General features: G+C 65.6%; 21 protein-coding genes. 7 read left to right on the top strand and 14 right to left on the bottom strand.

The window, feature by feature from the left end; genetic code table 11:
- Positions 1–12: 12 nt before the first annotated feature.
- The 5 genes from FRZ44_RS23970 to FRZ44_RS23950 form a co-directional block, all read right to left on the bottom strand.
- Positions 13–1,257 carry a M20/M25/M40 family metallo-hydrolase gene (locus FRZ44_RS23970; protein WP_151179553.1) on the bottom strand — a complete coding sequence of 415 codons (1,245 nt, stop codon included), beginning with the start codon at positions 1,255–1,257 and terminating at the stop codon, positions 13–15.
- A gap of 56 nt (positions 1,258–1,313) precedes the next feature.
- A complete protein-coding gene (locus FRZ44_RS23965; protein WP_151179552.1) occupies positions 1,314–2,447 on the bottom strand; it encodes an aromatic ring-hydroxylating oxygenase subunit alpha in 1,134 nt (377 codons plus the stop codon).
- Positions 2,448–2,474: 27 nt separating this feature from the next.
- On the bottom strand, positions 2,475–3,062 hold the full coding sequence (locus FRZ44_RS23960; protein WP_151179551.1) for a thiamine pyrophosphate-dependent enzyme: 588 nt from the start codon (positions 3,060–3,062) through the stop codon (positions 2,475–2,477).
- Positions 3,059–3,595 carry a thiamine pyrophosphate-binding protein gene (locus tag FRZ44_RS23955; protein WP_151179550.1) on the bottom strand — a complete coding sequence of 179 codons (537 nt, stop codon included), beginning with the start codon at positions 3,593–3,595 and terminating at the stop codon, positions 3,059–3,061. The genes FRZ44_RS23960 and FRZ44_RS23955 overlap by 4 nt, the downstream gene beginning before the upstream one ends.
- Before the next feature lie 96 nt (positions 3,596–3,691).
- Positions 3,692–4,597, bottom strand: a complete 906-nt coding sequence (locus FRZ44_RS23950; protein WP_151179549.1) for an NAD(P)-dependent oxidoreductase — start codon at positions 4,595–4,597, stop codon at positions 3,692–3,694.
- 215 nt (positions 4,598–4,812) lie between these two features.
- On the opposite strand from FRZ44_RS23950, the gene FRZ44_RS23945 reads away from it, so the two are divergent.
- A complete protein-coding gene (locus tag FRZ44_RS23945; RefSeq protein WP_151179548.1) occupies positions 4,813–5,190 on the top strand; it encodes a VOC family protein in 378 nt (125 codons plus the stop codon).
- A gap of 54 nt (positions 5,191–5,244) precedes the next feature.
- Here the strand turns inward: FRZ44_RS23945 and leuB are convergent, their stop codons facing one another.
- Entirely contained in the window at positions 5,245–6,339 is a 1,095-nt protein-coding gene (gene leuB, locus FRZ44_RS23940) for a 3-isopropylmalate dehydrogenase (RefSeq protein ID WP_151179547.1), read from the bottom strand.
- Positions 6,340–6,466: 127 nt separating this feature from the next.
- Between leuB and FRZ44_RS23935 the strand changes: the two genes are divergently transcribed.
- Entirely contained in the window at positions 6,467–7,669 is a 1,203-nt protein-coding gene (locus FRZ44_RS23935) for a TauD/TfdA family dioxygenase (RefSeq protein WP_191908281.1), read from the top strand.
- A 27-nt stretch (positions 7,670–7,696) separates the two neighbouring features.
- On the opposite strand, the gene FRZ44_RS23930 is transcribed toward FRZ44_RS23935, so the two are convergent.
- The 4 genes from FRZ44_RS23930 to FRZ44_RS23915 all read right to left on the bottom strand — a co-directional run bounded on the left by FRZ44_RS23930 (position 7,697) and on the right by FRZ44_RS23915 (position 13,069).
- Positions 7,697–8,563 carry an FRG domain-containing protein gene (locus tag FRZ44_RS23930; protein WP_151179545.1) on the bottom strand — a complete coding sequence of 289 codons (867 nt, stop codon included), beginning with the start codon at positions 8,561–8,563 and terminating at the stop codon, positions 7,697–7,699.
- 233 nt (positions 8,564–8,796) lie between these two features.
- Positions 8,797–10,329 carry an AlbA family DNA-binding domain-containing protein gene (locus FRZ44_RS23925; protein WP_151179544.1) on the bottom strand — a complete coding sequence of 511 codons (1,533 nt, stop codon included), beginning with the start codon at positions 10,327–10,329 and terminating at the stop codon, positions 8,797–8,799.
- Positions 10,330–10,424: 95 nt separating this feature from the next.
- The gene (locus FRZ44_RS23920) at positions 10,425–11,663 is read right to left on the bottom strand and encodes a BaiN/RdsA family NAD(P)/FAD-dependent oxidoreductase (protein ID WP_151179543.1); all 1,239 of its coding nucleotides are present in this window, start codon (positions 11,661–11,663) and stop codon (positions 10,425–10,427) included.
- Positions 11,660–13,069: an aminotransferase-like domain-containing protein gene (locus tag FRZ44_RS23915; RefSeq protein ID WP_151179542.1), complete on the bottom strand. Its 1,410-nt coding sequence runs from the start codon at positions 13,067–13,069 to the stop codon at positions 11,660–11,662. Before FRZ44_RS23915 ends, FRZ44_RS23920 begins: the two co-directional genes overlap by 4 nt.
- A gap of 107 nt (positions 13,070–13,176) precedes the next feature.
- Here FRZ44_RS23915 and FRZ44_RS23910 point away from each other — a divergent pair, with 107 nt between their 5' ends.
- Positions 13,177–14,040 (top strand): DMT family transporter, encoded by an 864-nt coding sequence (locus FRZ44_RS23910; protein ID WP_151179541.1) that lies wholly within the window; start codon positions 13,177–13,179, stop codon positions 14,038–14,040.
- 22 nt (positions 14,041–14,062) lie between these two features.
- On the opposite strand, the gene FRZ44_RS23905 is transcribed toward FRZ44_RS23910, so the two are convergent.
- Genes FRZ44_RS23905 through FRZ44_RS23890 form a run of 4 tightly spaced genes read right to left on the bottom strand, consistent with a single transcriptional unit; the run spans position 14,063 to position 20,024 of the window.
- Positions 14,063–16,228: a hydantoinase B/oxoprolinase family protein gene (locus tag FRZ44_RS23905; RefSeq protein ID WP_151179540.1), complete on the bottom strand. Its 2,166-nt coding sequence runs from the start codon at positions 16,226–16,228 to the stop codon at positions 14,063–14,065.
- A complete protein-coding gene (locus FRZ44_RS23900) occupies positions 16,225–18,333 on the bottom strand; it encodes a hydantoinase/oxoprolinase family protein (RefSeq protein WP_191908279.1) in 2,109 nt (702 codons plus the stop codon). The genes FRZ44_RS23905 and FRZ44_RS23900 overlap by 4 nt, the downstream gene beginning before the upstream one ends.
- A gap of 10 nt (positions 18,334–18,343) precedes the next feature.
- Positions 18,344–19,207, bottom strand: coding sequence for a fumarylacetoacetate hydrolase family protein (locus tag FRZ44_RS23895; RefSeq protein WP_151179538.1), 864 nt, complete (start codon positions 19,205–19,207; stop codon positions 18,344–18,346).
- Positions 19,208–19,253: 46 nt separating this feature from the next.
- Positions 19,254–20,024, bottom strand: coding sequence for a 3-ketoacyl-ACP reductase (locus FRZ44_RS23890; RefSeq protein ID WP_151179537.1), 771 nt, complete (start codon positions 20,022–20,024; stop codon positions 19,254–19,256).
- A gap of 112 nt (positions 20,025–20,136) precedes the next feature.
- Here FRZ44_RS23890 and FRZ44_RS23885 point away from each other — a divergent pair, with 112 nt between their 5' ends.
- The 4 genes from FRZ44_RS23885 to FRZ44_RS23870 are packed head-to-tail and all read left to right on the top strand — an operon-like array spanning position 20,137 to position 23,968.
- Positions 20,137–21,273 carry a LacI family DNA-binding transcriptional regulator gene (locus tag FRZ44_RS23885; RefSeq protein ID WP_151179536.1) on the top strand — a complete coding sequence of 379 codons (1,137 nt, stop codon included), beginning with the start codon at positions 20,137–20,139 and terminating at the stop codon, positions 21,271–21,273.
- Between the two features lie 58 nt (positions 21,274–21,331).
- Positions 21,332–22,258: a DUF6807 family protein gene (locus tag FRZ44_RS23880; RefSeq protein WP_191908278.1), complete on the top strand. Its 927-nt coding sequence runs from the start codon at positions 21,332–21,334 to the stop codon at positions 22,256–22,258.
- A gap of 13 nt (positions 22,259–22,271) precedes the next feature.
- Complete coding sequence (locus FRZ44_RS23875) at positions 22,272–23,108, top strand: shikimate dehydrogenase family protein (protein WP_151179534.1); 837 nt, start codon at positions 22,272–22,274, stop codon at positions 23,106–23,108.
- Complete coding sequence (locus tag FRZ44_RS23870) at positions 23,105–23,968, top strand: sugar phosphate isomerase/epimerase family protein (RefSeq protein WP_151179533.1); 864 nt, start codon at positions 23,105–23,107, stop codon at positions 23,966–23,968. The genes FRZ44_RS23875 and FRZ44_RS23870 overlap by 4 nt, the downstream gene beginning before the upstream one ends.
- Positions 23,969–23,989 lie beyond the last annotated feature (21 nt).

Raw genomic sequence — 23,989 nt, 5'->3', positions numbered from 1 at the left:
GCCGCCGCCAGGTCAGCTCATCAGATAGTCGTAGGCCGACAGGGCGTGGACCTTCACGATGTGGATGAAGTCCTCGAGCTCCACATGCTCGTCGGCCGATCCCATGCCGGTGGGGAAGGGGCCATAGACATAGGCGGGGATGTCGCGATAGCGCCAGAGCCGCGCGTCGGTGCCGCCGAGGCTGACGATGGGCTGGGGCCTGAAGCCCCGCAGTGCTTCGACATTCTTCTGGATGATTCCGACCATGGCGCCGTCCGGCGGGCAGTAGGAGGGCGGGTTGAAGTTGATCTCTTCGACCGAGGCCTGCGGATAGCGCGCCAGGACCTTCTTCACCTCCGCCATGACCTGCTCGCGGGTGACGCCGAGCGGCAGGCGGATATCGGCCTCGAAGCGGCAGGCGAAGGGAACCATGTTGACCTTGAGGCCGCCCTCGATGACGCCGATATTGAGCGTCACCTTCGACACGATGTCGGCGGCGCCCTTGCCCATGGCTTTGTCGGTCGCCTCGCGCGCGCCCTCGAGCGAGCGGAGGATATTGTCGGAGAGCTTCGGCTCGATTTCCGTGACCAGCTCGAGGTCGCCGATCAGACGCTGGGCCAGCTTGGTCGCACTCTCGGTGGCGTGGGTATAGGCGCCATGCGCGCCCTTGGTGCGGATCTTGAACTCGAGCCAGAGCGGCCCCTTCTCGCCGAACCGGATGGTGTAGGGGCTGCCCGGCTCGCCATTGAGGCAGCAATCGCCATGGACCTCGGGATGATGCTCCATCAGGTAGCGGGCGCCCCAGGGCCCGAAGGTCTCCTCGTCGGACACCGCGGTCAAGGTCAGGCGCCCCTTGAGGCGCTCGCGGATACGATGGAGAAGCGCATAGGTGAAGATCGAGGCGCTGGTGCCGCATTTCATGTCGCAGGCGCCGCGCCCATAGATCTTTCCGTCGACCAGCTCGCCACCCCAGGGATCCCGGCTCCAGTCGCGGCCATCGCCGACCGGGAAGACGTCGATATGGCCGTTGAGCACCAGATGCTTGCCGGGCTTGGCGCCGTCGAAGGCCGCCACCAGATTGGGCATCGTGGGCTGGGGCGCGATGAGGCGAAAGGCGAGGCCTTCGCCCTCGAGGAAATCGCCGATGAACCGGGCGGCCTCGGTGGTGTCGCCCGGCGGGTTCGGGCTCCTGCAGCGGATGAAGCCCCGGAAGAAATCGACGATGCGCCGGCGTTCCTGGTCGATCCAATCCGCGAGCTGCCTGCGGTCTTCGCTCATGCCCGTCCTGCGATCGAAATCTCGTGCCGTCTTCCGGGGCGCTTCCCTGCCAGGTGCTAACGATCGAGCGCCGTCTTCACCATCCGGTGGAAATGGTGGATGCCATGCTCGCCGATGCCGCTGCGCGCGGGATCGACGATGATGCGGCCCTGCTTATAGACGCGCGCATGCAGCCCGCGCTGCACCGATTCGCAGAGGTCGTTGTCCTCGGGCCCCAGTACCGTGCGCCCGTAGGCGACCTTGGCGGGATCGGTTTCGGCCTTGAGGCGGTAATTGTGCGACCAGAAGACTGCTTCCTCGACGCCCTTGGGCTGGATGACGGCGACCGAGAGCTGCGTGTCGCCCGGCATCATGTTGAAGGTGATGTTGGGCCACAGGAACCAGAAGGCGGCATGGGTGACCGGCGCTTCCGGTGAGAAGTCGTAGGCGCTGTTCTTGGGCTTGGTGTTGAACCCAAGCTGGCGCGAGACAGGGCCGATCACCTCGTTCTCGTAGCTCGTCATCTCGATCATGTCGGCGAAGGCCGGATGGGCCTTCGAGCAGTGATAGCATTCGACATAGTTGTCGACGACGACCTTCCAGTTGGCCTTCGTCACCGCATTGCCGATGGCCCGGGCTTCGAACAGCTTGAGATCGTCGAAGTCCGGGACATGCTTGCGCAGATCCTCCGCGAGCCAGCCGACCAGCTCGGTCATCGGCTTGGCGTCGGGATCGAGATTGACGAAGACGAAGCCGGCGAAGAGCTCGACCCGGATCGGCGTCAGCTTGAAGTCCTCGGGGATGAAGTCCTTGACCTGCTTGGTGTTGGGTGCCGCCCGCAGGGTTCCACCGAAATCGTAGGTCCAGGCATGGTAGGGGCAGGTGATCGCGGCGGACCGAAGGCTGCCTTCGCCCTTCAGCAGCTCATGCGCGCGGTGCAGGCAGACATTGTAGTAGCCCTTGAGTTCGCCGCTCCGGTCGCGCAGCACGAAGACCGGCTGGTCGACGACAGTGCCGGTGATGTAGTCGCCGGGATTCTCGAGCTGGCTCCGATGGCCGATATATTGCCAGCTCTTGAAGAAGATCTTCTCGCGCTCGGCCTCGTAGATGGCGGGATCGAAATAATAGCGCGCGGGCAGGGTCCAGCTGCGCTCGGGATCCTCGCTCAGCGGCCGGTCGAACTCGGGGTAGATCACAGTGGCGGTCGGCATGGCTTCCTCTCCCAGCAAGAGAAAAAATCAGAGCGGCGACAGGCCCAAGGCACTCCTCATCCGGTTCTTCAGGAACACACCATCGCGCGGCGGCAGGATGCGGGGCAAGGGGGCAGGATCGATCGGGATCCGGGCGAAGACGGTCCCGTTGCCCGGCGCATGAGCCCGTGTCGCGAGCGCCGCCAGCTCTGTCTCGCTTGTCACAGTACGCGCGTCGGCAATGCCGCAGCCGCGCGCGACCGCCCGCAGGTCGGTGGGGCCCGAGGTATGGCTCTCCTGGCCGCCGGTTTCGCCATAGAGGCCGTTATCCAGCACCACGATCGAGAGATTGCCCGGATTGCGAAGCGCCACGGTGGCGAGGCCGCCCAGCCCCATCAGCATCTCGCCGTCGCCGGTCACCACCAGCACCGGGACCTTGGGTTGCGCCAGCGCCAGGCCGAGCCCGACCAGCGCGGCGCTGCCCATGGCGCCCCAGAGATAGAAGTTGCGCTCATGGTCGCCCGCCGCGGCAACATCATAGCTGGGCGCGCCCAGTCCGCTCACCACCAGCAGATCGCGCCGGCCGGCCAGGAGACGTGCCACCGCCGGGCGGCGCTGGAAACGGGTCGCGGTCATTTCAGGAACTCCTTGGCGCCGATCAGGCGCTGGGCCAGCAGCACCGCCATCGGCGTGCCGCCTTCGAAGGCCATGGCGCAGGCAGCCTGCATCACGGGTGCGACTTCGTCGGGCGTCTCGGCGCGCTGCACTTGGACGCCCATCAGCGCGAAGGCCTGCGCCGTGGTCGAGCCCATCGGCACTTGCCAGGGATTGAACTCGCCCCATTCGCCGCGCATCGTCACCAGCGCCAGGAAGGGCAGCTGGCAGAGCCGCACCAGCGACAGCAGGTTGACGCAGTTGCCGACGCCGCTGGACTGCATGACCAGCGCGCTGCGCTGCCCGCCCAGCCAGGCACCGGTCACGACGCCGACACCCTCCTGCTCGCTGGTCAGCAGCACCGGCGTCATGGCCGGATCGGCATGAACCCGCTGCAAGAGCTCGGTATGGCCGCCGTCGGGGACATAGGCGACTTGTCGTACATCATGTTTCCGGAGCGCCGCATGGATCGCCGCCGGCCAGCCCAAGCTCTCCGTCTTGCCCGCCTCCGCCATTCCGGCGTTCCCCTTCTGCCTGCCCTTGGAGCCGATCCTAGTCCTGCCATGCGGCTTTGGCCGACGCCAGACCGATTTCGCGGCCTCCCTCGTCCCCTAGTCGGCCTCGCGCAGCCGCGGCTTCGGCGCGCCGGAGACGGAGCAGAACCAGTCGACGATGGCGGAAAAGTCGTTGCCGCCATGGCCGGCGGTGCGGGCCATGGTGAAGGCCTCGCGCGCGGCGGCGACCATCGGCAGCGCCATGGTCTCGGCCTGCGCCGCCGCGATGATCAGCGACAGGTCCTTATGCGCCAGATCGATGGAGAAGCCGGGGGCCGTGTCGCCCGCCAGCACCTTGCCCGGCCAGTTGAGCTTGAGCTGCCCGTTTGTGGCCGTCGTCCCATGGATGACCTCCAGCGTCTTGGGGAGATCGAGGCCGAGGCGTTGCGACAGGGCCAGCGCCTCGGCATTGAGCTGGCAGCTCGCGACGGCCAGCAGATTGTTGACCAGCTTGGTGCGGATGCCGCTGCCGGCCGGCCCGCAATGATGGATCGTCGTGCCCATGGCCTGGAGCAGCGGCAGCACGCGTTTGAAGTCCGCCTCGGTGCCGCCGACCATGAACAGCGATTCGCCGCGGTCGGCATGGCTCGCCAGGCGGCCGACCGGCGCATCGACGAAGGCGAGCCCCCGCCTGGCGGCCTCGGCCGCGAGCTTGTCGGTGGTGCGCGGCTCGATGGTGCTCATATCCATGACGAGCTGGCCGGATCTGGCATGCGCGAAGATGCCGTCCGGCCCGTTGGCGATGGCGTCGACCTCGATGCCGCTGGGCAGCATGGTCACGATCACGTCGCTGCCCTCGACCACGCCCGGCACGCCATTGGCGGGCTTGGCGCCGACCTCCACCAGCGTACGGACCGCGGCGGGGTTGATGTCATAGACGGAAAGGCCGAAGCCCTTCCGGACGAGATTGCTGGCCATGGGGCGTCCCATGCGGCCCAGCCCCACGAAACCGATCCTCTCCATCGACAGCTCCTTCCCGATTGCCGATCCTCGCTTCGGCGGCGGCGAGGATCTGTGCCCGGGTCAGCCCGGGCGCGGAAGACTAGCGCGGGTGGCTTCGCCGCTGGAGTCCTTCCGGGGGAGGCGCCGCGACGGCCTTGCGGGAAACGCCAAGACAGGACATTTTGCCCGCGCAACACCGGGTCAGCCGGGAACCTTCCTTTTCAGGGGACAACAGCATGCTCGCCTACATCATGGTTGGGGCCAAGAACATCAAGCGCGCCGCGAAATTCTACGACGCCGCGCTGGCGCCGCTCGGGCTCGTTCAGACGGGGATGGAAGACCGCTATGCCGGCTATGGCCCGAAGAATGCGCCGGCCAAGACCCAGTTCTATGTGACCAAGCCCTACAACAAGAAGCCGGCGACTTTCGGCAACGGCACGATGATCGCCTTCACGGCGAAATCGAAGAAGGCGGTCGATGGATTCCACGCGGCAGCCCTCGCCAGCGGCGGAACGGACGAAGGCAAGCCGGGCCCCCGTGGCACCAGCTATGCGGCCTATGTCCGCGACCTGGACGGCAACAAGATCTGCGCCTACTGCACCAAGGCGAAGTAGAGCTTTCTCGAGAGGCTGGCGGTCTTCCGCTTCGCGCGGAGGACCGGCAGCGCTTCAGATTTGTCCAAGTGCCTCGATCACGGCGGCGGTGACCTGGCTCGTGCCGGCACGGCCGCCGAGATCGGGCGTGCAGACGCCGTCATCGAGCGCCCTGCCGACCGCCTTTTCGACCAGCCCCGCCAGATCGGGCCGGCCGAGCCCATGGGTCAGCAGCAGCGCGGCGCTCAGGATCGCGCCCAGCGGATTGGCGAGGCCCTTGCCGGCGATGTCGGGGGCGCTGCCATGGACGGGCTCATAGAGGCCCGGCCGGCGCCCGTCTTCCCGCGGCGCGCCGAGGGCGGCCGAGGGCAGCATGCCGAGCGAGCCGGTGATCATCGCCGATCCGTCCGACAGGATGTCGCCGAAGAGATTGTCGGTGACGATGACGTCGAACTGGCGCGGGTCGCGGATGATCTGCATGGCTGCATTGTCGACATAGAGGTGATCGAGCCGCACCTCGGGATAATGCCGCTCGCCGATCCGCGTCACGGTGCGGCGCCAGAGGATGCCGCTCTCCATCACATTGGCCTTGTCGACCGAGGTGAGCTTCTTCCGGCGCGAGCGGGCGAGGGCGAAGGCCGCATGCGCGATCCGCTCGATCTCGGGCTCGCTGTAATCCTGAGTGTCGAAGCCGTGGAGGAGGCCGTCCGACTTGCGCTCGATGCCGCGCGGCTCGCCGAAATAGATCCCGCTGCAGAGCTCCCGGACGATGATGAAATCGACGCCCTTGACCACCTCGGGCTTCAGGGTGGAATGCGACAGCATGGCGTCGAAGGGGCGGATGGGCCGCAGGTTCGCGAACAGCTCGAGCTCGCGCCGGAGCCGCGTCAGGCCGCTACGCGCCTCCGGCGGCCCGGTCAGCTCCAGGCTGTCCCATTTGGGCCCGCCCTCCGAGCCGAACAGAACGGCGTCGGCCGCCTTCGCGCGGCGCATGGTGTCGTCGGTGATGAACTGGCCGGTCGCATCGAAGCAGGCGCCGCCGACGAGGGCATGCTCGAACGCGATCGCGAGCCCGTGGCGCTCATCCAGGGTCCGGAGCACGGCTTCGGCAGCGGCCGTCACCTCCGGTCCGATGCCGTCGCCGCCCAGTACCAGGACATGTTTGGTCATCCGAACCCCTGTTCATGGCGTGGCGCCGCGCCCTGTCATCCGGCATAATCGGCTACGCCCTGACGCCCGCGCATCATATCGTCTGAGGTTGCGCGCGGCCACGCGATCATTCGGAGATCGACCCGGCATGAGCCAGACCCAGCGCAGCGACGCCCGCGACGACAGGCATGTCGCCGTTCATGTCGATACCGAGGGGAGCGATCTCCGGGTGCGCTGGGCCGACGGCCATGTCAGCCGCTTCCCCGCCATCTGGCTGCGCCATAACTGCGTCTGCCCGGAATGCGGCAGCACCGAGACCGCGCGCCGTTTCCTGCGCCTGACCGACATCCCGCGCGATGTCGCCGTCGAGAGCGCGCGTCTCAATGCGCAAGGCGAGATCGCGGTCGCCTGGAAGCCCGGCGGCCATGTCTCGAGCTATGATTCGATGTGGCTGCGCGCCCATTGCCTGTCGCCTCCCGAGCGCGAACATCGCCGCCACAAGCCGGTGTTGTGGCATGCGCGGACCAACAATCTTCTGAGCTATGAAAGCTATCCGGCCCTGCAGGACAAGCGGGCGCGGCTGCGCTTCCTCGAGCGGCTGCGCGACTACGGTTTCGTCATCCTGACCGACGTCACCTGCGAGCGCGAGGCGACCGAGAAAGTCGCCGGGGTGGTCGGTGCGCTGCGCATGACCAATTACGGGATCTATGAGCTGATCTCGCGGCCGACGCCGCAGCTCGTGGGCGATACCTCGGTGGCGCTGGCGCCGCATACCGACGAGCCCTACCGCCACAACCCGCCCGGCATCACCTTCTTCCATGTCCTGGCCCAGAGCGACGAAGGCGGCGATTCCATCCTGGTCGACGGCTATCACGCCGCCGAGGCCTTGCGCGCACGCAATCCCGCGGCCTTTCACCTGCTGTCGACCGTGCCGGCCGGCTTCCACCGCACGCTCAAGGAGGGCCGCGCCTTCTATGCGACCGGCCCCGTGATCCGGCTCGACCGCGAGGGCCATATCGAAGGCGTGCGGCTGCTGGACCGGGGCACGGCGCCGCTCGATATCGCCGAGGGCGACGTCGCCGGCTATTACGACGCGCTGCGGGACTTCCTCGATTATCTCTATGACGAGCGCAATCACCTGGTCGTCAAGATCGCGGCCGGCGAGATGCTGGTCTTCAACAACCAGCGCCTGCTGCATGGCCGGACGGCGTTCGATCCGACCGTCTCGCACCGGCATGTGCGCAGCTGCAATGTCGATCTCGACGAGTTCTATTCGAGCCTGCGCGTCGCCTATCGCGAGCTCGGCCGCGAGGAGGCCTATATGGTCCTCCCGCAGGGAGCGGGAACTTAGATTAGGCCCAACGAGAAAATTTGGAGATCAGTCAGCTCTTTCGTCGACATCATTCAAGGGCGTAATTTTGCTCATTATGTATTTCGCTGCGGAGTCGATTTCGGGGAAGAGTGTGCTTGCATTGATATTGATGCTATCTAGCTCTTCGAGCAGCTTCTTCTTTGCTCCTGCAGGAATCGCTTTGCGAGTCACTCTAATTCCAAAATTATTTGAGTCTTGGAGCGTCGATACAAGGCCAAATATAAGAAATGCTCCTTGCTGCGCGAGTATTCGCTGATTGGTCTGCTTTGGACGGACAGCGCGTATGCTTTTCAAGTCCTGCATTTCAATCCTTGGCAGGAAATACGGTTTCTCAGCTTTTATAAAATGAAGGAGCCGCAACCCAACGTCACTTTCATTGAGTTCCGACGTTGTAGAGAATTTCCGAATCTCATCTCTCTGACGGCCGGTGAGATTGGATAAGTTGGCGACGCAGCTCACGGTGTCGCTATCAAAGTATTTGATCTCAGATTTCTGAAGCGAAAATGTGAGAAATTCCCCGTCTTTGTCAGCATGCATAGAGCAGGCGAAATAGAGTCCAACAAGCGGATTGTACGTCAGGTCAAGTAACCTTGTTGGTAATCCGTAATGCTGCATACGGACCAGTTGCTCAAATGCAGTTTTGTCTTCCCGAAATTCCTTCGGTTGAATCGCGATTAGCTCGCGCAGGATATTTTTCTCAACTCGCCGGTACTCCTTCCTCCGAAATATTGAAGGTTGCAACACGTAGGTTTTGCTTGGATGTCCGCGGTAGAGATTAACGTAACTGTCGTCTGGCCGTGACTTCTCTAGCAATTCAAATAATTCAGTTAACGCTCGAATCCCCGGTGAGGACCTCTTGATTCTCACAGTCATAGACCGCGGCGCCCCCTTAAGTGTGAGATGCTCCTGAGCTTCATTGGATTGTGCTCACAAAGTAGCCAGAAGAGAATTCGTGACTTGCCTAGCGATGGCACAATGATCGATCAACAACACCGCAAATCTCCGTCACTATATTGTAGCGATTCTGATTGGCGCTACCGATTGCTAACTGTCTTCGCGGCGCGCCCCGATCGCAAGGGAGGTGGGTTTCCGGCCTTGCTATGGTTTCAACTTGAGCTGCTGAACTTAAGTTCGTCCACTCGACAGATAGCTCGCCGCACGAAACTTATTGCTGACGTGGTTCCGGCCACTACGAGACATCGCTTAAGTAGCGTTAGGATTGACCCAATCTCGAAAGTCGCAGAGCTCGGCAGAGCCAGGATCGCTTGTGCTGCGTGTGATGCCTCTGTCGGAGTGGATATGGTTGGTAGCTTGCCGGCGATAATCTCTGCGAGAATTCCTTTGGGCTTTCCTACTGCGGCCTGGTACGCCGCGTTTGGCTTGAGCCACTTGATGCATTTCTTCTTTCGCGCCGAGGGGCCGTTAGTGTTGTTGATGAATTCCATTAGCCCTTCGTTGTCGAGCTTCGCGAGGCGAGAAAAGTAATGGAGGGGCAGCCTTTCATTCGTTGCAACTTCGAGTGCGAATCGTATGTACTCTTTAGGGTCGTCAGGTTTTGCCTGATCGAGGAATGCGGCCAGAAAATCAGCACGTGTGAGGACGCCGAGATGTTGCTTTGCCTTGGAGGTGCCGTCAATTGGTTGAACTTCACCGATTAACCTAAGAGTAGGCGCTCCATCAGTCTCGCTAAACTGCCCTTCCTTTATAAATGTCAGTTTTTCTATTAGGTTTTGATCTATCTGAATGGTTCTCTTGCCATCTGCCATTATGCCTTCGTCTAGATCAGTAATCATGCTTCTAGTTGGCCCCAGCTGAAGTAGCCGCTCGACCATTGGTAGTATTTGGGTTCGCGCTTCTGCGTCTCTTGCGTCAAGCATCGCCCGGAGATCGCTGTACTTGATGCGCGATGATTGGCCAGGATAGCGATAAAATATATCGCCTTCTTTGATATCGCCATCTTGCTTAGTGGCAATCACTGGCCGGCTATCGTGTCTATGGACATACAGTACCCCGACATTTTTTTCGCCGATTTTGGCCACGGCTATTTGGATGGCCGGCGTGGGATCAAACATGGACTTCACGCGCGTCGCAAGGTCAGCGGGATCTGCTGAGGCGAATTCATTGTTATCAAGACCCACTACTGCGTAGCTGAGATCTTCGCCCTTTGGTCCTTTGACGTCCTTGTCGTTGACTCCAAAGAAGATGTATCCGCCGTCGTTGTTTGCCAGAGCTGCGATCGCGCGTAACCATTTACCTTGGTATTTGAAGCCAAAGCTCGCTTTGCACTCGAAGTGGTCGCTCTCCTTAACGACGAGTCGCCATACTCCGTCTGATCCTTTTGCAAAGCATTTCGCAATGCGATTGTGCGACCATGGCGTGTCGGAGTGCGCGGAACTGCTAGTGAGGTGCTTCTTTCCGTCGGCATGAGCTGCAAGGAATGAGTCGAGCGCGGCGTTGGGTGCAGCCGGGACCGCGGCGGATCCGCCGTAAGTCTCGCTTCGGATGCCGGAGATACGACCGCTGTTGACGGGCCTGTCTGGGCGATTGAAGTAGAACTGAATGTCCTTGTTCTTAAAGCCGCGAATCTGCATCGCCTTAATCAAGGCAATTTCATCGTCAGTAATGCTGCGCTTAGCCATGTGATCAGCACACCCCCGCTGCGCGCATTATTATACGTTATAATCAACCGAAGCGCTAATCTCAGTCTGCATAGTGGGTAAGCCGTTTCGGTGGCTTAAGCGCTGCGAACTTCTCTTTCTGCAAGAAAGGTGAGCACACCTCTGCTCGCGGCGACGCCCGTCGCCATGCAGCCCTGCAGCAGATAGCCGCCCGTGGGCGCTTCCCAGTCCAGCATCTCGCCCGCGGCGAAGACGCCTGGCCGCTTGTGCAGCATCAGCCGCTCGTCGAGCTCCGAGCGCGCGATGCCGCCGGCGGTCGAGATCGCCCGCGCCAGGCCGAAGGGCGCCGTCAGGCGCAGCGGCAATGACTTGACGAGCGCCGGCAGCGGTTTCGTCTCGCCGGCATGCAAGGCCTCCTGGACGAGACCGACGGCGACCGGCGGGAGCCCGGCGCGCTTGCGCAGGAAGCTCGAGAGCGAGGCGCTGCCGCGCGATCCCTCGTCGAGCCGCTCGGCGAGCGCCGAGAGCGTCATATCCGGGCGCAGATCGATCCGCAGCGACGCGGAGCCGTCGCGCGCGATCGTCTCGCGCGCCGGCGCCGACAGAGCATAGACGGCGCCGCCTTCGATGCCCTTGGCGGTGATCATGGCCTCGCCCTCGACGGTCCGGTCGCCGAGCGAGAGAGCGATGCGTTTCAGCGGCGTGCCGGCGAAGCGGTCGCGGAAGATCGCCGACCACTCAACGGCGAAGCCGCAATTCGCCGGGCGCAGCGGCGCGATCTCGATGTCGGGCAGCAAAGCCGTCCAGCCGCCATCGGCGCCGAGCCTGGGCCAGGAGGCGCCGCCCAAGGCGAGCAGCACCGCGTCGGCGGCATAGGTGCTGCCGTCGGCGAAGGTGAGCGCGCCGGTCTCGTTCCATCCGGTCCATCGCGCCTGCGTGACGAAGCGCACGCCCAAGCCCTCCAGCCGCCGGATCCAGGCGCGCAGCAGGGGGCTCGCCTTCATCGCTTTCGGAAAGACGCGCCCGCTGCTTCCGACGAAGGTCGGCTGCCCCAGCCCCTCGCACCAGCCGATCAGGGCCTGGGGCGGAAAGGCGTCCAGCAGCGGGCCCATCCAGGCCGACGCGTCGCCATAGCGCGCGCGGAAGCGGTCGAGCGGCTCGGAATGGGTGAGGTTCAGGCCGCCGCGCCCCGCCATCAGCAGCTTGCGCCCGACGCTGGGCATGCGGTCGAACAGCGTCACGGCCAGGCCGGCACCGGCGATGACCTCAGCCGCCATCAACCCGGCGGGGCCGCCGCCGATGATGGCGACGCGACGGTTTTTGAGACTCGTCCGATCCTCGCCGGGCAAGCTCATCGGCCTTGCATCGCTCGCTCGAGCGACTTGAAGATTCGCGCGTCCGTCGATTGAGCGACATTGAAGCGTAGATAGCCGCCCGATGCCTGCGAGAGACTGAAGGCATTCCCCGGGGCCAACACAACCTTCTGCGCAAGCGCTTTTCGGGCAATGTCGGCGGCATCGATGCCGTCGGGCAGCCGGCACCACAGGAACATGCCGGCTTGCGGCTCCAGCCAGGGCAGGATTCCGAGCGCCTTCAGACGGGCGCTCGTTTCGCCCATGACCTGGGACAAACGCGCCTTCAGCGCCTCCATATGCTTGCGGTAGCTGCCATCTTTGAGCATCGCCAGGACCAGCTCGGCCGAGAGATGACCGCCGCCGAACGAGGTGGCGATCTTGAGATCGGTCAGGCCTTCGATCCAGCCATGCGGTGCCGCGATGAACCCGCAGCGCACCGATGCCGACAGCGCCTTCGAGAAGCTGCCGATATGAACGACCCGGTCGAGCCCGTCGAAGGCTGCGAGCCGCGGTGCGGGCGCCTGTTCGAAATCGGCGAAGATGTCGTCCTCGATGATGGTCAGTCCCGCCGGCTCGGCGAGCTTGAGAAGACGGTGGGCAACGACGGGCGACAGGGTGGCGCCGGTCGGATTGTGAATGGCGGAGTTGGTGATGTAGAGGCGCGGGCGGTGCGTCTCGAGCGCCTGGGCAAAGAGATCGATATCCGGTCCGGTGGGCGTATAGGGGACGCCGACGACCTTGGCCCGATGCGCGCGCAGCAGGGCGTGAAAGTTGAAATAGCAGGGATCGTCGACCAGCACGGTATCGCCGGGCTCGATCAGGAAGCGGCACAGAAGGTCGATCGCCTGCGTGCCCGATTCCGTCAGCATGATCTGGTCGGGCGATGCCTCGATGCCATGCTCGGCCATGCGCCGCGAGAGAAGCTGGCGCAGCGGTGCCAGGCCGAGCGGCGTGTCGTAGTCCGCCAGGGCGGCATTGCCCGCGCGGGAGAGCGTCCGCAGCGCCCGGCGCAGCCCGGCATCGGGCATCCAGGAGGCGGGCAGCCAGCCGCAGCCGGGCTTGAGGATTTCCGGCCCTGCTTCCAGCGACTGGCGGGAGATCCAGAGCGGATCGACGTCGCGGTCGAGCTTGGGGCCGATCTCGGCGAGCGACAGTGGTGCCAGCGGCCCCGAGACATAAAACCCGGACCCCAGCCGTGACTGGATCACGCCTTCCGCCGCCAGCCGCTCATAGGCCTCGACGATGGTGGATTTGGAGACCTGCATGGTCTTGGCGAAGGCGCGGATGGAGGGCAGGCGCGAGCCGGGGGTGAGGGCGCGGGCCGCGATCCGCTGCCGGATCGTCGCCATTGCCCGCTCGATCAGCGTGGACCCTTCGCTTCCCAGGTTTTCCGCGAGTCCGATCATCTGTACTGCCTCATTGACCATGACAGTATGATTTAATTGTACTCCACTGTCTCTGGAAAGGCCAGCGCCCGCGCCCTGATATAGGCAGAACGAGCGCGGAGCCTGCGATGGATAAGACGACGAGCGGCTGGATCAACGGGTTTCTGGGCATGGTGATTTTCAGCGGATCCCTGCCGGCCACGCGGCTGGCGGTGATGGATTTCGATCCCGTGTTCCTGACCGTGGCGCGGGCCGCCATCGCGGGCATCCTCGGCCTGGGGCTTCTGCTGATCTTTCAGGAGAAAAGGCCGGCGCGGAGCGATCTCCTCTCGCTTTGCATCGTGGCGCTGGGCGTGGTCGTCGGCTTCCCGCTGCTCACGGCCATAGCGCTCAAACATATCACCTCGGCGCACTCCATCGTCTTCGTCGGATTGCTGCCGCTGGCGACGGCGATTTTCGGCGTGTTGCGGGGCGGCGAGCGTCCGCGTCCGGCCTTCTGGCTCTTCTCCTGCCTCGGCAGCGCGCTGGTGGCGGGCTTCGCCCTCACGCAGGGATTTGCCGCGTCGCCGATGGGCGACCTGCTGATGCTCGCCGCCATCATCGTCTGCGGCCTGGGCTACGCCGAAGGGGCGAAGCTGTCACGCAGGCTCGGCGGCTGGCAGGTGATCTCCTGGGCCCTGGTGCTGTCGATGCCGATCATGGTCCTGCTCGTCTTCACCAATCTGCCCGCGACGTTCCACGGCATCGGCCGGCCCGCATGGCTCGGGCTTGCCTATGTGTCGCTCTTCAGCATGCTGATCGGCTTCATCTTCTGGTATCGCGGTCTGGCGCAGGGCGGCATCGCCGCGGTGGGACAGGTGCAATTGCTGCAGGCCTTCTTCGGGCTCGCGCTGGCAGGCACCCTGCTCCATGAGAAGGTGAGCCCGCTGATGATCGTCGTCACCTTGGCGGTCGTTCTCTGCGTTTTCGGCGCGCGGAAGTTCGCAAAGTAGCGAGGGCGCCCGTCATCAGCCGTCAGGACAGGCTGAGGCTCCAGAGCGAGTCCTCGTCCTTGCGGCAGACTTCGAGTTCCAGCAACGTGGCGCAGTCGGGGCAGGAAAACTCGCGCAGCTCGAGCTCGCGATGGGTCCGGACATGGGGACCGCAGGCGCTGGGCGGCACTTTCCGCATCGAGGCCTTCGGCTTCCAGTCTTCCGAGACGGGACCCAGATCGGCGCCGCAGGCGCAATGGAAATGGCGGTCCTCGCCGATCCGCATCTCGGCGCTTCCATCGTTGCGGGCCCCGGGCGCGGCCGTCTTTGGTTTCTTGCCGCGCAGCCGCTCGCGCCGGATCGCGTCGCGCCTGGCTTCAGTCGCGGCCCGGTCGATCTCGGCCGATTTTCCCTTCGCCACCACGCCATAAAGATTCGCGGCGCTTTCCGTCGAGACATGGCCGTCACGGATATCCTGGGCGACCCGCGAGGGCTCGCGCAGCAGCGGATCGCCATAACCACCGCCGCCCTGGAAGGTGTAGCAGAAGACGTCGCCCTGGCCGATGCGGAAGCCGCCGGGCTTGGCGCCCAGATCCTCGACGCCGCTATCCGCCATCACGAGTTCCGCATTCCAGTAACGGTCGATGAGTGCGCCCACGCTCTGATTGCTGCGCTTGATGAGGTGATAGGCGCAAGAGCCCGGCAGCCCGCCATAGAGGCCGGTCGAGTTCGGCACCTCGACGCCATGGCCGATCACCATCGCATCCAGCCCCTCGACGTCATGCGCCACCAGCGCCAGGCCGGTCGAGCCGCCGCCGCGCATCCGCCCCGGCCCCGCCGTGTCGGGCAGGAAGGAGCGGAAGAGATAGAGGATCGGCCCCATCGCCTCGTTGGCTTCGACGTTCGCGATGGCAGGGCGCGGCACGTCATAGTCGCCCGAACCGTCGAGTCCGTCCTTGTCGATCGAGGCGCCGCCGCCGCCCGCCATGGAATCGAGCAGCAAGGTGCCGTAGGCCTCGCCATTGCGATTGAGGCCTGCGAGGGTCAGCACCGACATCTGGCCCTTGGTGACGGCCTGCGCCTCGCGCACCATGTCGGGCGCGCAAGAAACCATGCGCGACAGGGCGGCGACCGCGACATTCATCACGATCCAGACCGCGCAGACCGTGGCGCCCGAGACCGGCGCCGGCCAGCGCGCGTTGCAGAGCGTGCCTTCCGGCGCATGGATGGTGACGGGCCTCAAGACGCCTTCGTTCCAGCGGATGTCGGGCGCCAGGATCGGCAACAGGCCGGTGAGGAGCGCGCCCTTCATCCCGGACCAGGTGCAGTTGATGAAGCCCGGCGCCTGCTCCGAGGTGCCCTCGAGATCGAACTCGAGCGTGTCGCCTTTCTTGTGGATGGCGAGGCAGACTCGGTAGAGCGCGTTGGTATGACCGTCGTGGTCGATATAGTCGCGGGCCCGGTAGATCCCGTCGGGGATCTTCCGCAAGCGCTCGCGCATGCGCCGTTCCGAGGCGTCGATCTCGGCATTCATGACGGAATCGACCGTCTCCATGCCGTAGCGATCGAACAGCTCGGTCAGGCGCTGGATCGCCACATGATTCGCGGCGATCATGCCCTTGAGGTCGAGACCCAGATAGTTCGGCAGGCGGGTCATGCTCATGATCATCTGCCAGAGATCGTCGCGCAGCTTGCCGCCGTCGATCAGCTTGAGGCCGGTGAGCAGCATGGCCTCCTGCTGCACCTCGGTCGCGCGATAGGCCCAGCTGCCGAAGCTCATGCCGCCGACATCGAGCTGATGGGCGCAGGAGCCGGCCCAGCCGCAATGTCTGCCCTTGTAGAAGAAGGGCGCCACGATCGAGACGTCGGGCTGGTGGATGGCGCCGCGATAGGGATCGTTGAGGATGAACATGTCGCCTTCGCGGATCTCGCCGCGCGGCTCGAAGTCCTTGATGATGTTGCGGATCACGGTGGACATGGTGCCGGTGTGAAAGATCACCTGCGGGCCCATGGTCACGATCGAGCCGTCGGCCAGATAGAGGCCGTTGTTGAAGTCGGTCGCCTCGGTCACCACCGGCGAGCCCGAGACCCGCTTCAGGGTGATGGCCTGCTCCTCGGTGATGGCCTGGAGCTTGTGGCGGATCACCTCGAAGGTGATGGGATCGATGCGGGCCGATCTGTCGGCTTTGAGAATGGTCGCGGCCGTCATTGCTGCGCCTCCGCCAGATCGATGGAGAGATTGCCGGTCGAATCGATCAGCGCCGTCTGCCGGACGCCGACATAGACCGTGGTCTCGGGATGCTCGATCACCGCCGGTCCGTCGATCCGGTGGCCGACCGGCAGATCGAGCCACTGCCAGACCGCCGCCTTGATCTTCGTGCCGACACTGGGCTCAAAGACCTGGCGCGAGCCGGGCGCCGGTGCATGGCGCGCCCCCACCCATTGCGGCGCCGGTGCCATGTTATGTCCGGTCGCCTGCATGCGGAAGGTGCTGAGCTCGATGCCGGCGTCGCTGAAGCCGGAACCCTTGCCATAGAGCCCTTCATAATCGTCCTCGAAGCGCTCGACCGCCCTGCGGACGGCGGCGGCGTCGACCGGTCCGTCGGGGAAATTCACGATCAGGTCGTGGGTCTGGCGGCGATAGCGTATATCGACGGTGCGTACCACGCTCGCATGTTCGCGCGCGATGCCGGTGCGCTCCATGCCGGCGATGCAGCGCGCCTCGAGGTCGGCGAAGATCTCGGCGACCCGCTCGACATCGATTCCTTCCCAGGGCTTTCTGCCGCTGCCGCCGCCCCGCATGAGCTGCGAGCGCTCGCTCGAATGATGGACGTCCGAGGCGAGCGCGCCATAGGCCGAATGCGCCATGCTGGTGGCGGGAATGAGGATGCGGCTGGCGCCGAGCTCGGCGCCGTAGCCGGCGCAATGGGCGGGGCCGGCGCCGCCATAGGCGAAGATCACGAAGTCCCGCGGATCGAAGCCGCGCCCGATCGTGACCTCGCGCAGCGTGTCGGCCATATGGCCGTTGACGATCCGCACGATGCCGGCGGCGGCCTCCTCGATGCCGAGGCCGAGCGGTTCGGCGATCTGGGTGCGGATCGCCTCGCGCGCCGCCTCGAGGTCGAGCTTCATGCGACCGCCGAGGAAATTGTCGGGCGAGATGATGCCGAGCACGACATCCGCGTCGGTGACGGTCGCTAACGTGCCGCCGCGGCCATAGCAGACGGGGCCGGGCCTGGCACCCGCACTCTCGGGGCCGACGCGCAGCAACCCGTCCTCCACCCGCGCGATCGAGCCGCCGCCGGCCCCCACGGCCAGGATGTCGATCATCGGCGTGTTCAGGTGATAGCCGCCGGCCTCGTGACTGGCGGAGACCAGCGGTTTGCCGTCGACGATGAGCGAGACGTCGAAGCTGGTGCCGCCCATGTCGGTGGTGATGACGTTGCGATGGCCCAGGGCCTTGGCGAGCTGCAGCGATCCCAGCACGCCGCCGGCAGGGCCGCTAGCGACGAGGAGAACAGGCTTGCGTGCCGCCTCCGGCGCCGGCATGACGCCGCCGGCACTGTTGAGGATGTAGAACTTGCCGCGGAAGCCGTTGTCGCGCAGCACCGTCTCGACCCGGTCGAGATAGGACACGACCTTGAGCGCGAGGTAGCTATTGAGCGCCGCGGTCGCGGTCCGCTCATATTCGCCGATGATGGGCGAGACCTCGGAGGAGAGGCTCACATAGGCCTTCGGATGCAGCTCCCGGATCATCTCACCGATGGCCTGCTCATGGGCGGGATTGCGGAAGGCCCAGAGCAGGGCGACAGCAAAAGTCTCGACGCCGGCCTCGATCAGCTCCTCGACGGCCGCGCGTGCCGCGCCGCGGTCGAGCGCGAGCAAGATGCGGCCCGCGTGATCGACGCGCTCGGGCACCTCGCGGCGCAGCGCGATCGGCACGATCGGGTCTGGATAGCGCCGGCGGCTGTACCAGCCGAGCTGGTCCACGGGAACGCCGGCGGAGAATCCGAGCAGGCGCTGCAGTCCGATCGTGTCGATGAAGCCGCGGGTGGTGATGAGGCCGGTGCGGGCCCCCGTCCGCTCGATCAGCGCGTTGGTGGCCTGGGTTGTGCCATGGCCGAAGATCCTGACCTGCGAGAGCAGCTCCCCGACCGACATCGACCGGCTCTGGGCCGCCAGCGAAACGGCGTTCAGCACGCCGGTCTCGAGCTCGCCCGGCGTGCTCAGCGCCTTGGCCGTGCTGAGGCTGCCCGCCTCGTCCATCATGACGAGGTCGGTGAAGGTGCCGCCGATATCGACGCCCAGATACATGGCCGGTCTTCTAGCTCGCGCCGTCGGCATCGGTTTCGGCGCGCACCGGATTGCGCAGGACGCCGATGCGCTCGACCTCGATCTCGACCATGTCGCCCGGCTTGAGCCAGATCGGCGGCTTCCGCGTGAAGCCGACGCCGCTGGGGGTGCCGGTGGCGATGATGTCGCCGGGACTAAGCGGCGTGAAGGAGGAGATATAGGCGACGATCGCCGGGATATCGAAGATGAGCTCGCTGGTATTGCCGTTCTGCAGCTCGACGCCGTTGAGCCGGGTGCGGAGATTGAGCCTACCCGGCTCCGGGATCTCGTCGGCGGTCACGATCCAGGGGCCGCAGGGGCCGGTCCCGATGAAGTTCTTGCCGGCATCGAGCGAATGCTTGAGCTGGAAGTCGCGCACCGAGGCGTCGTGGAAACAGGTATAGCCGGCGATGTAGTCGAAGGCCTTGGCCGCCGGCACATGGCGCCCGGCGCGGCCCATGACGAGGGCGAGCTCGGTCTCGTAATCGAGCTCCGACGAGACGCGCGGCACGACGATGGCGCCGCCATGTCCCACCAGGGTGTTGGCGAGCCGCACGAAGAGCGAGGGGTATTCGGGGATCTTCAGGCCTGCTTCCAGCACATGCTCGCGGTAATTATTGCCGAAGCAGATGACCTTCTCCGGATCGGGGATGGGCGGCAGCAGGGTCACCGCGTCGAGCGCGACGTCCGGCTTCGCGCCGCGGGCCGCCGCGGCGATCCGGGTTTGCGCGGCCGCGGCGAGCGCGCTGCGCAAGCTCGGCAGCTCGGGGAATCGCCGGGCCATGTCGACGATTCCGCCATCGACCACGACGCCCCAGGAGGGACGTCCTGCATGGATATAGCTCGCCAGCTTCACGATTCCGCTTCCTTGGGTCTGCTCATCTCGGCGTCGAATCCTCGGATCAGAGACGGAAAGTCAGCAATCCGCCATCGATATTGATCACCTGGCCGATGCTGTAGGGCAACGCACCGGTGGCGAGGCTTGCGACCGCCTTGCCGACCTCCTCGGTCCTGCCCCAGCGCCGGATGGGGGTCAGCCCTTCCCCCATCATCTTGCTGTAGCGCTCGCGTACCGGCCCCGACATCTGGGTGGTGATCAGGCCCGGACGGATCTCGAAGACCGGGATCCCATGCTCGGCCAGCCTGACGGCGAAGAGCTGAGCGGCCATGGAGGCGGCCGATTTGGAGATGCAATAGGCCGCCTTCTCCGGCGACACCATCAGCGCGTTGGCCGAGGTGATGGTGACGATCGAGCGGCCGGGACGGTCGGGGCTCTCGGCGATCATGCGCCGCGCGACCGCCTGGGTCAGGAAGAAGGTGCCGCGCAAATTGATCTGCCAGAGGCTGTCGAGCTCTTCCGGGCTGGTCTCGAGGATGTCGCCGCGGCGCTGCGCGATCATCCCGGCATTGTTGACCAGGCAATCGAGCCGCCCGAACTCGCGATCGATCTCGTCGAGCAGCCGGCCATGGAATTCGATCTCGGTGATATCGCCCAGGAGGAAGCGCGACCGCACGCCCCGGTCGGCCAGCCCGCGCAGGGTGGTCTCGGCGTCGGCATCGCGCTCCAGATCGTTGATGACGATGTCGAATCCGGCTTCCGCCAGCGCGAAGGCCGCGGCCCGGCCGATGCCGCGCCGCGAGCCGGTGATGAAGGCCACTCTGCGCTCGTTCAAGGCGATCCACCCGGTTCAGGGCCCGGAGGCGGGATTTCTGCAATCGATTGCATAGAAAGCCGGACGCGCTGTCAAGCTTGACGGGGCGAGGCGGCGATGGCTAAGCAAGGGCATGGCCAAACCCCGGAAACGCGGACAGAAATCGGATCCGGGCGCGATCCGCCTCAGCGATGTGGCGCGGCGCGTCGGCTGCTCGACCTCGACCGTGTCGCGCGCCCTCACCATGCCCGCGGTGGTGAACGAGGAGGTGCGGGCGCGCATCCATGCGGCGATCGCGGAGCTGGGCTATCTGCGCAACAACGCGGCCGGCGCCCTGCGCACGCGCCGCACGCGCACCATCGGCGCCGTCATCCCGACGCTGGATCACGCGATCTATGCGCGCCTGGTCGAGACCCTGCAGAACGCCGCCGGCGAGAACGGCTATTCGCTGTTGGTCACGACCTCGAATTTCGAGGTCGAGCGCGAATGGCGCCAGGCCCGGCTGCTGGTGGAGCGGGGCGCGGAAGGGCTGGTGCTGGTCGGCCATACCCATGCGCCGGAGCTCATGACTCTCCTGGCCGTCAAGCAGATCCCCTTCATCAACACCTACACCTACCGGCCGAAGAGCGCCCAATCCTCGGTTGGTTTCGATAACCGCGCCGCATCGGCACAAATTGCGCAATATCTCTATGAGCTGGGTCACCGGCAGTTCGGCCTGATCGTCGGCTTCCGCAAGAACAACGACCGCGTCAAGGACCGGATCGACGGCGTGGTCGAGACGCTGGCGGCCCATGGCGTCGAGGTCCCCGAAACCGCCATCGTCGAGGAGCCCTACAGCATCGAAGGCGGGCGCGGCGGCTTGCGCCGACTTCTCGAGGGCACGCCGAAACCGACGGCGGTGATCTGCGGCAGCGACGTGCTGGCCTTCGGCGCGGTCGTCGAATGCGACGAGCGCGGGATCGAGATCCCGCGCCAGCTCTCGATCGCCGGCTTCGACGATCTGGATTTCGCGGCGCATCTGCGGCCGGCGCTCACCACCGTCCGGGTTCCGGCCGCCGAGATGGGCAAGCGTGCGGCGGACTATCTGATGGCGCAGCTCGACGGCAAGCCGCATGCCGCGCATTACCCGCTCGATACCAGCCTGATCCTGCGCCAATCGACGGCGCCGCCGCGCGCGATGCGCTCCGCGCGCGACGCGCCGGCGGCCAGGAAAGGCCCGATGCGAAGCCGCAAGGGCAATGGCGGCGGAAGGCGCCGCAAGGCCGTTTGAGCAATCGATTGCAGGGCCCGCCCGCGGCATGATAGGCAAGCCCATCGGAGAGAACGGAATGGCCGATCGATTCATCCTCGCTGACGACCCGATCGCGTTGCCCAAGGGCGCCTGGGCCAAGACCGAGCGGCGCACGCTGCGGCGCGGGTCCCAGCCGGTCTTCAGCCTGACGCAGGGCCGCCATCGTCCCTATCTCTTTCCCGTCTATACGCCGCTGGGCTTCGCGGTCACCTCGGAATGCCCGGCCGATCATCCGCATCACAATTCCTTCTGGATCGCCTCGGACCATGTCGATTGCTGGATGCCGGCGGCGGCTGGCCGGAAGGAGCAGTACACCTACAACTTCTACGTCGACGAGACCTTCCAGGGGCGTGCTCCGGGGCGGATTCTGCAGACCAATGCCAGCGGGGAGGAGACGCCGGGCGGCGGCTATCGCATCACCCAGACCATGGAATGGCGCGGGCCGGTGGAATGGGCGGCGCTCGAGGGGCGGCTGGCGGCACGCGAGCAGCGGCTGCTCGATCTCAAGACGATCGAGGGCGCCTACGTGATCGATGTCGAATCGCGGCTCTCAGCGGCGGAGTGGGATCTGTCGCTCGGGCCGACGCGCCATGCCTATTTCAATCTGCGGGTTGCCGAATCGATCGCCGTCACCTCCGGCGGCCGGGTGCGGGACGATCGCGGTCACAGCGGCGGCGAGGCGGTCAGCGGCAGCGGCGCGCGCTGGGTGCATTACAACGGCCCGGTCGGCGGCGGACATTGGGCAGGCCTGGCGCTCTTCCCCGATCCGCGCGATCACCGCGATCCCTATTGGTTCGTCTCCGACTGGGGCGTCGTCACGGTCGGGCCCTTCCGCCTCGAGAAGCGCGACATCAGGCAGGGCGAGACGATGGCGCTGCGCTATCGCGTGATCCTGCATGACGGCGATCTGGCCGCCGATGCGATCGCCGCGCATTACGCGAGCTATCTCGCCAGCTTGAGCTGACCCGGCCGCCGGCATGGGGACATCGGGCGGCCGGCGCATCGAGATGATCGGAACGCCGATCGCCCATGTCCGCACGCCCGACCTGCTCAACGGCCTCTTCCAGCGCGACGGCGAGGCGCTGCGCGTCGTCAAGAAACGACTGGGCCCAGCGGCGCTCGGCGATCATCTTCGGGTGCTGCGGAAGGATCGCGGCGTCATCGGACTGGTGGTGACGACGCCGCTCAAGACCGCGATCTGCGATCATCTCGACCGCCGCACGGCCCTGGTGGCGCTGGTCGGCAGCGCCAATTGCGTGCGTTTCGACGGGGGTTCCTGGATCGGCGCCAATTTCGACGGCATGGGATTCGAGTCGGCGCTGGCGGGGGCGGGCGTGGCTCTGGCCGGCAAGCATGTGCGGCTTGCCGGGTGCGGCGGCGCTGGCAAGGCGATCGCGGCGCGGATCGTGGCGGCCGGAGCCGCCTCCCTCGCGATCGAGGATGGCGAGCCGGGCAAGGCCGCGGATTTCCTGCTTCGGCTGCGCCGGGTCGCGCGCGGTTGCGCCTTGAGCGCCGGTGCTACGGCGAATCGGGACTACCAGATCCTGGTGAATGCGACGACACTGGGAATGCAGGCCGGAGACCCGTCGCCCTTTCGGCCCGAGATCGTCGCGCGCGGCGAGACGGTGGTGGATATCGTGATCGGGGATTCGCCCTCCCGCCTGCAGCGCGACGCGCGCAAGCTCGGCAAGCTTTTCGTCGGCGGCACCGCCATGGTGCAGGGGCAGGTTGAGCTGTTCCGGCGGTTCCTGACGACGGCCGCCTCCAGCGAGACCGCCGCGGCGCGGGCCCTGCAGCGGAGCGCCCGGCCATGAGGGATTTCTCGCGCGATCATCGCTGGATGTCGATCAACACCATCACGCTCGACCGGCAGGGCGATCTGCCCACGATCCTCGAGGCCTGTGTGCGCCACCAGGTCAGGGCGGTCTGCCCCTGGCGCCATCAGGTCCAGCAGGTTGGCGTCGATCGCGCGGCGAAGCTTCTGCGCGATGCTGGGCTGGCGCTCTCCGGCTATTGCCGCGGCGGCATGATGGTGGCGGACCCGGCTCACCGGCAGTCGGCCCGCGACGACAACCGCCGCGCGGTCGAGGAGGCGGTGACACTGGGCGCCCCCTGTCTGGTTCTGGTGGCGGGCGGCTTGCCGCAATTCTCGCGGCCGGGCAGCGCGCCCAGCAAGGATTTCGCGGCCGCGCGCGAGATGGTCGCCGAGGAGATCGCGCATCTGCTCGAGTTTGCCCAGGCGGCCGGGATGCCGCTGGCGATCGAGCCGTTGCATCCGATGATGGCGGCGGATCGAAGCTGCATCAACACGCTGCGCCAGGCGCTCGATCTCTGCGACCGCCTTGATCCGGCCGGCGACCGCGGGCTCGGCGTCGCCGTCGATGTCTATCACACCTGGTGGGATCCCGAGCTCGCTGTACAGATCGCGCGCGCCGGTACGGCCCGGCTCATGGCCTTGCATGTCTGCGACTGGCTGGTGCCGACCACCCATCTGCTGACCGATCGCGGCATGATGGGCGATGGCATCGTCGACATTCCGCTCATTCGCGGCTGGATGGAAACGGCCGGTTATGATGGCCCCGCCGAGATCGAGATCTTTTCCGAGCGCTGGTGGCGCGAGCCGATGGACAAGGTTCTCTCGACCTGCATCGAGCGGCACAAGCGCGCGGTCTGACCGCGCGACCGGACGGTCCGG

Source organism: Hypericibacter terrae (assembly GCF_008728855.1).
Classification (GTDB): Bacteria; Pseudomonadota; Alphaproteobacteria; order Dongiales; family Dongiaceae; genus Hypericibacter; species Hypericibacter terrae.
This window is presented reverse-complemented; position numbering and strand designations above follow the sequence as displayed.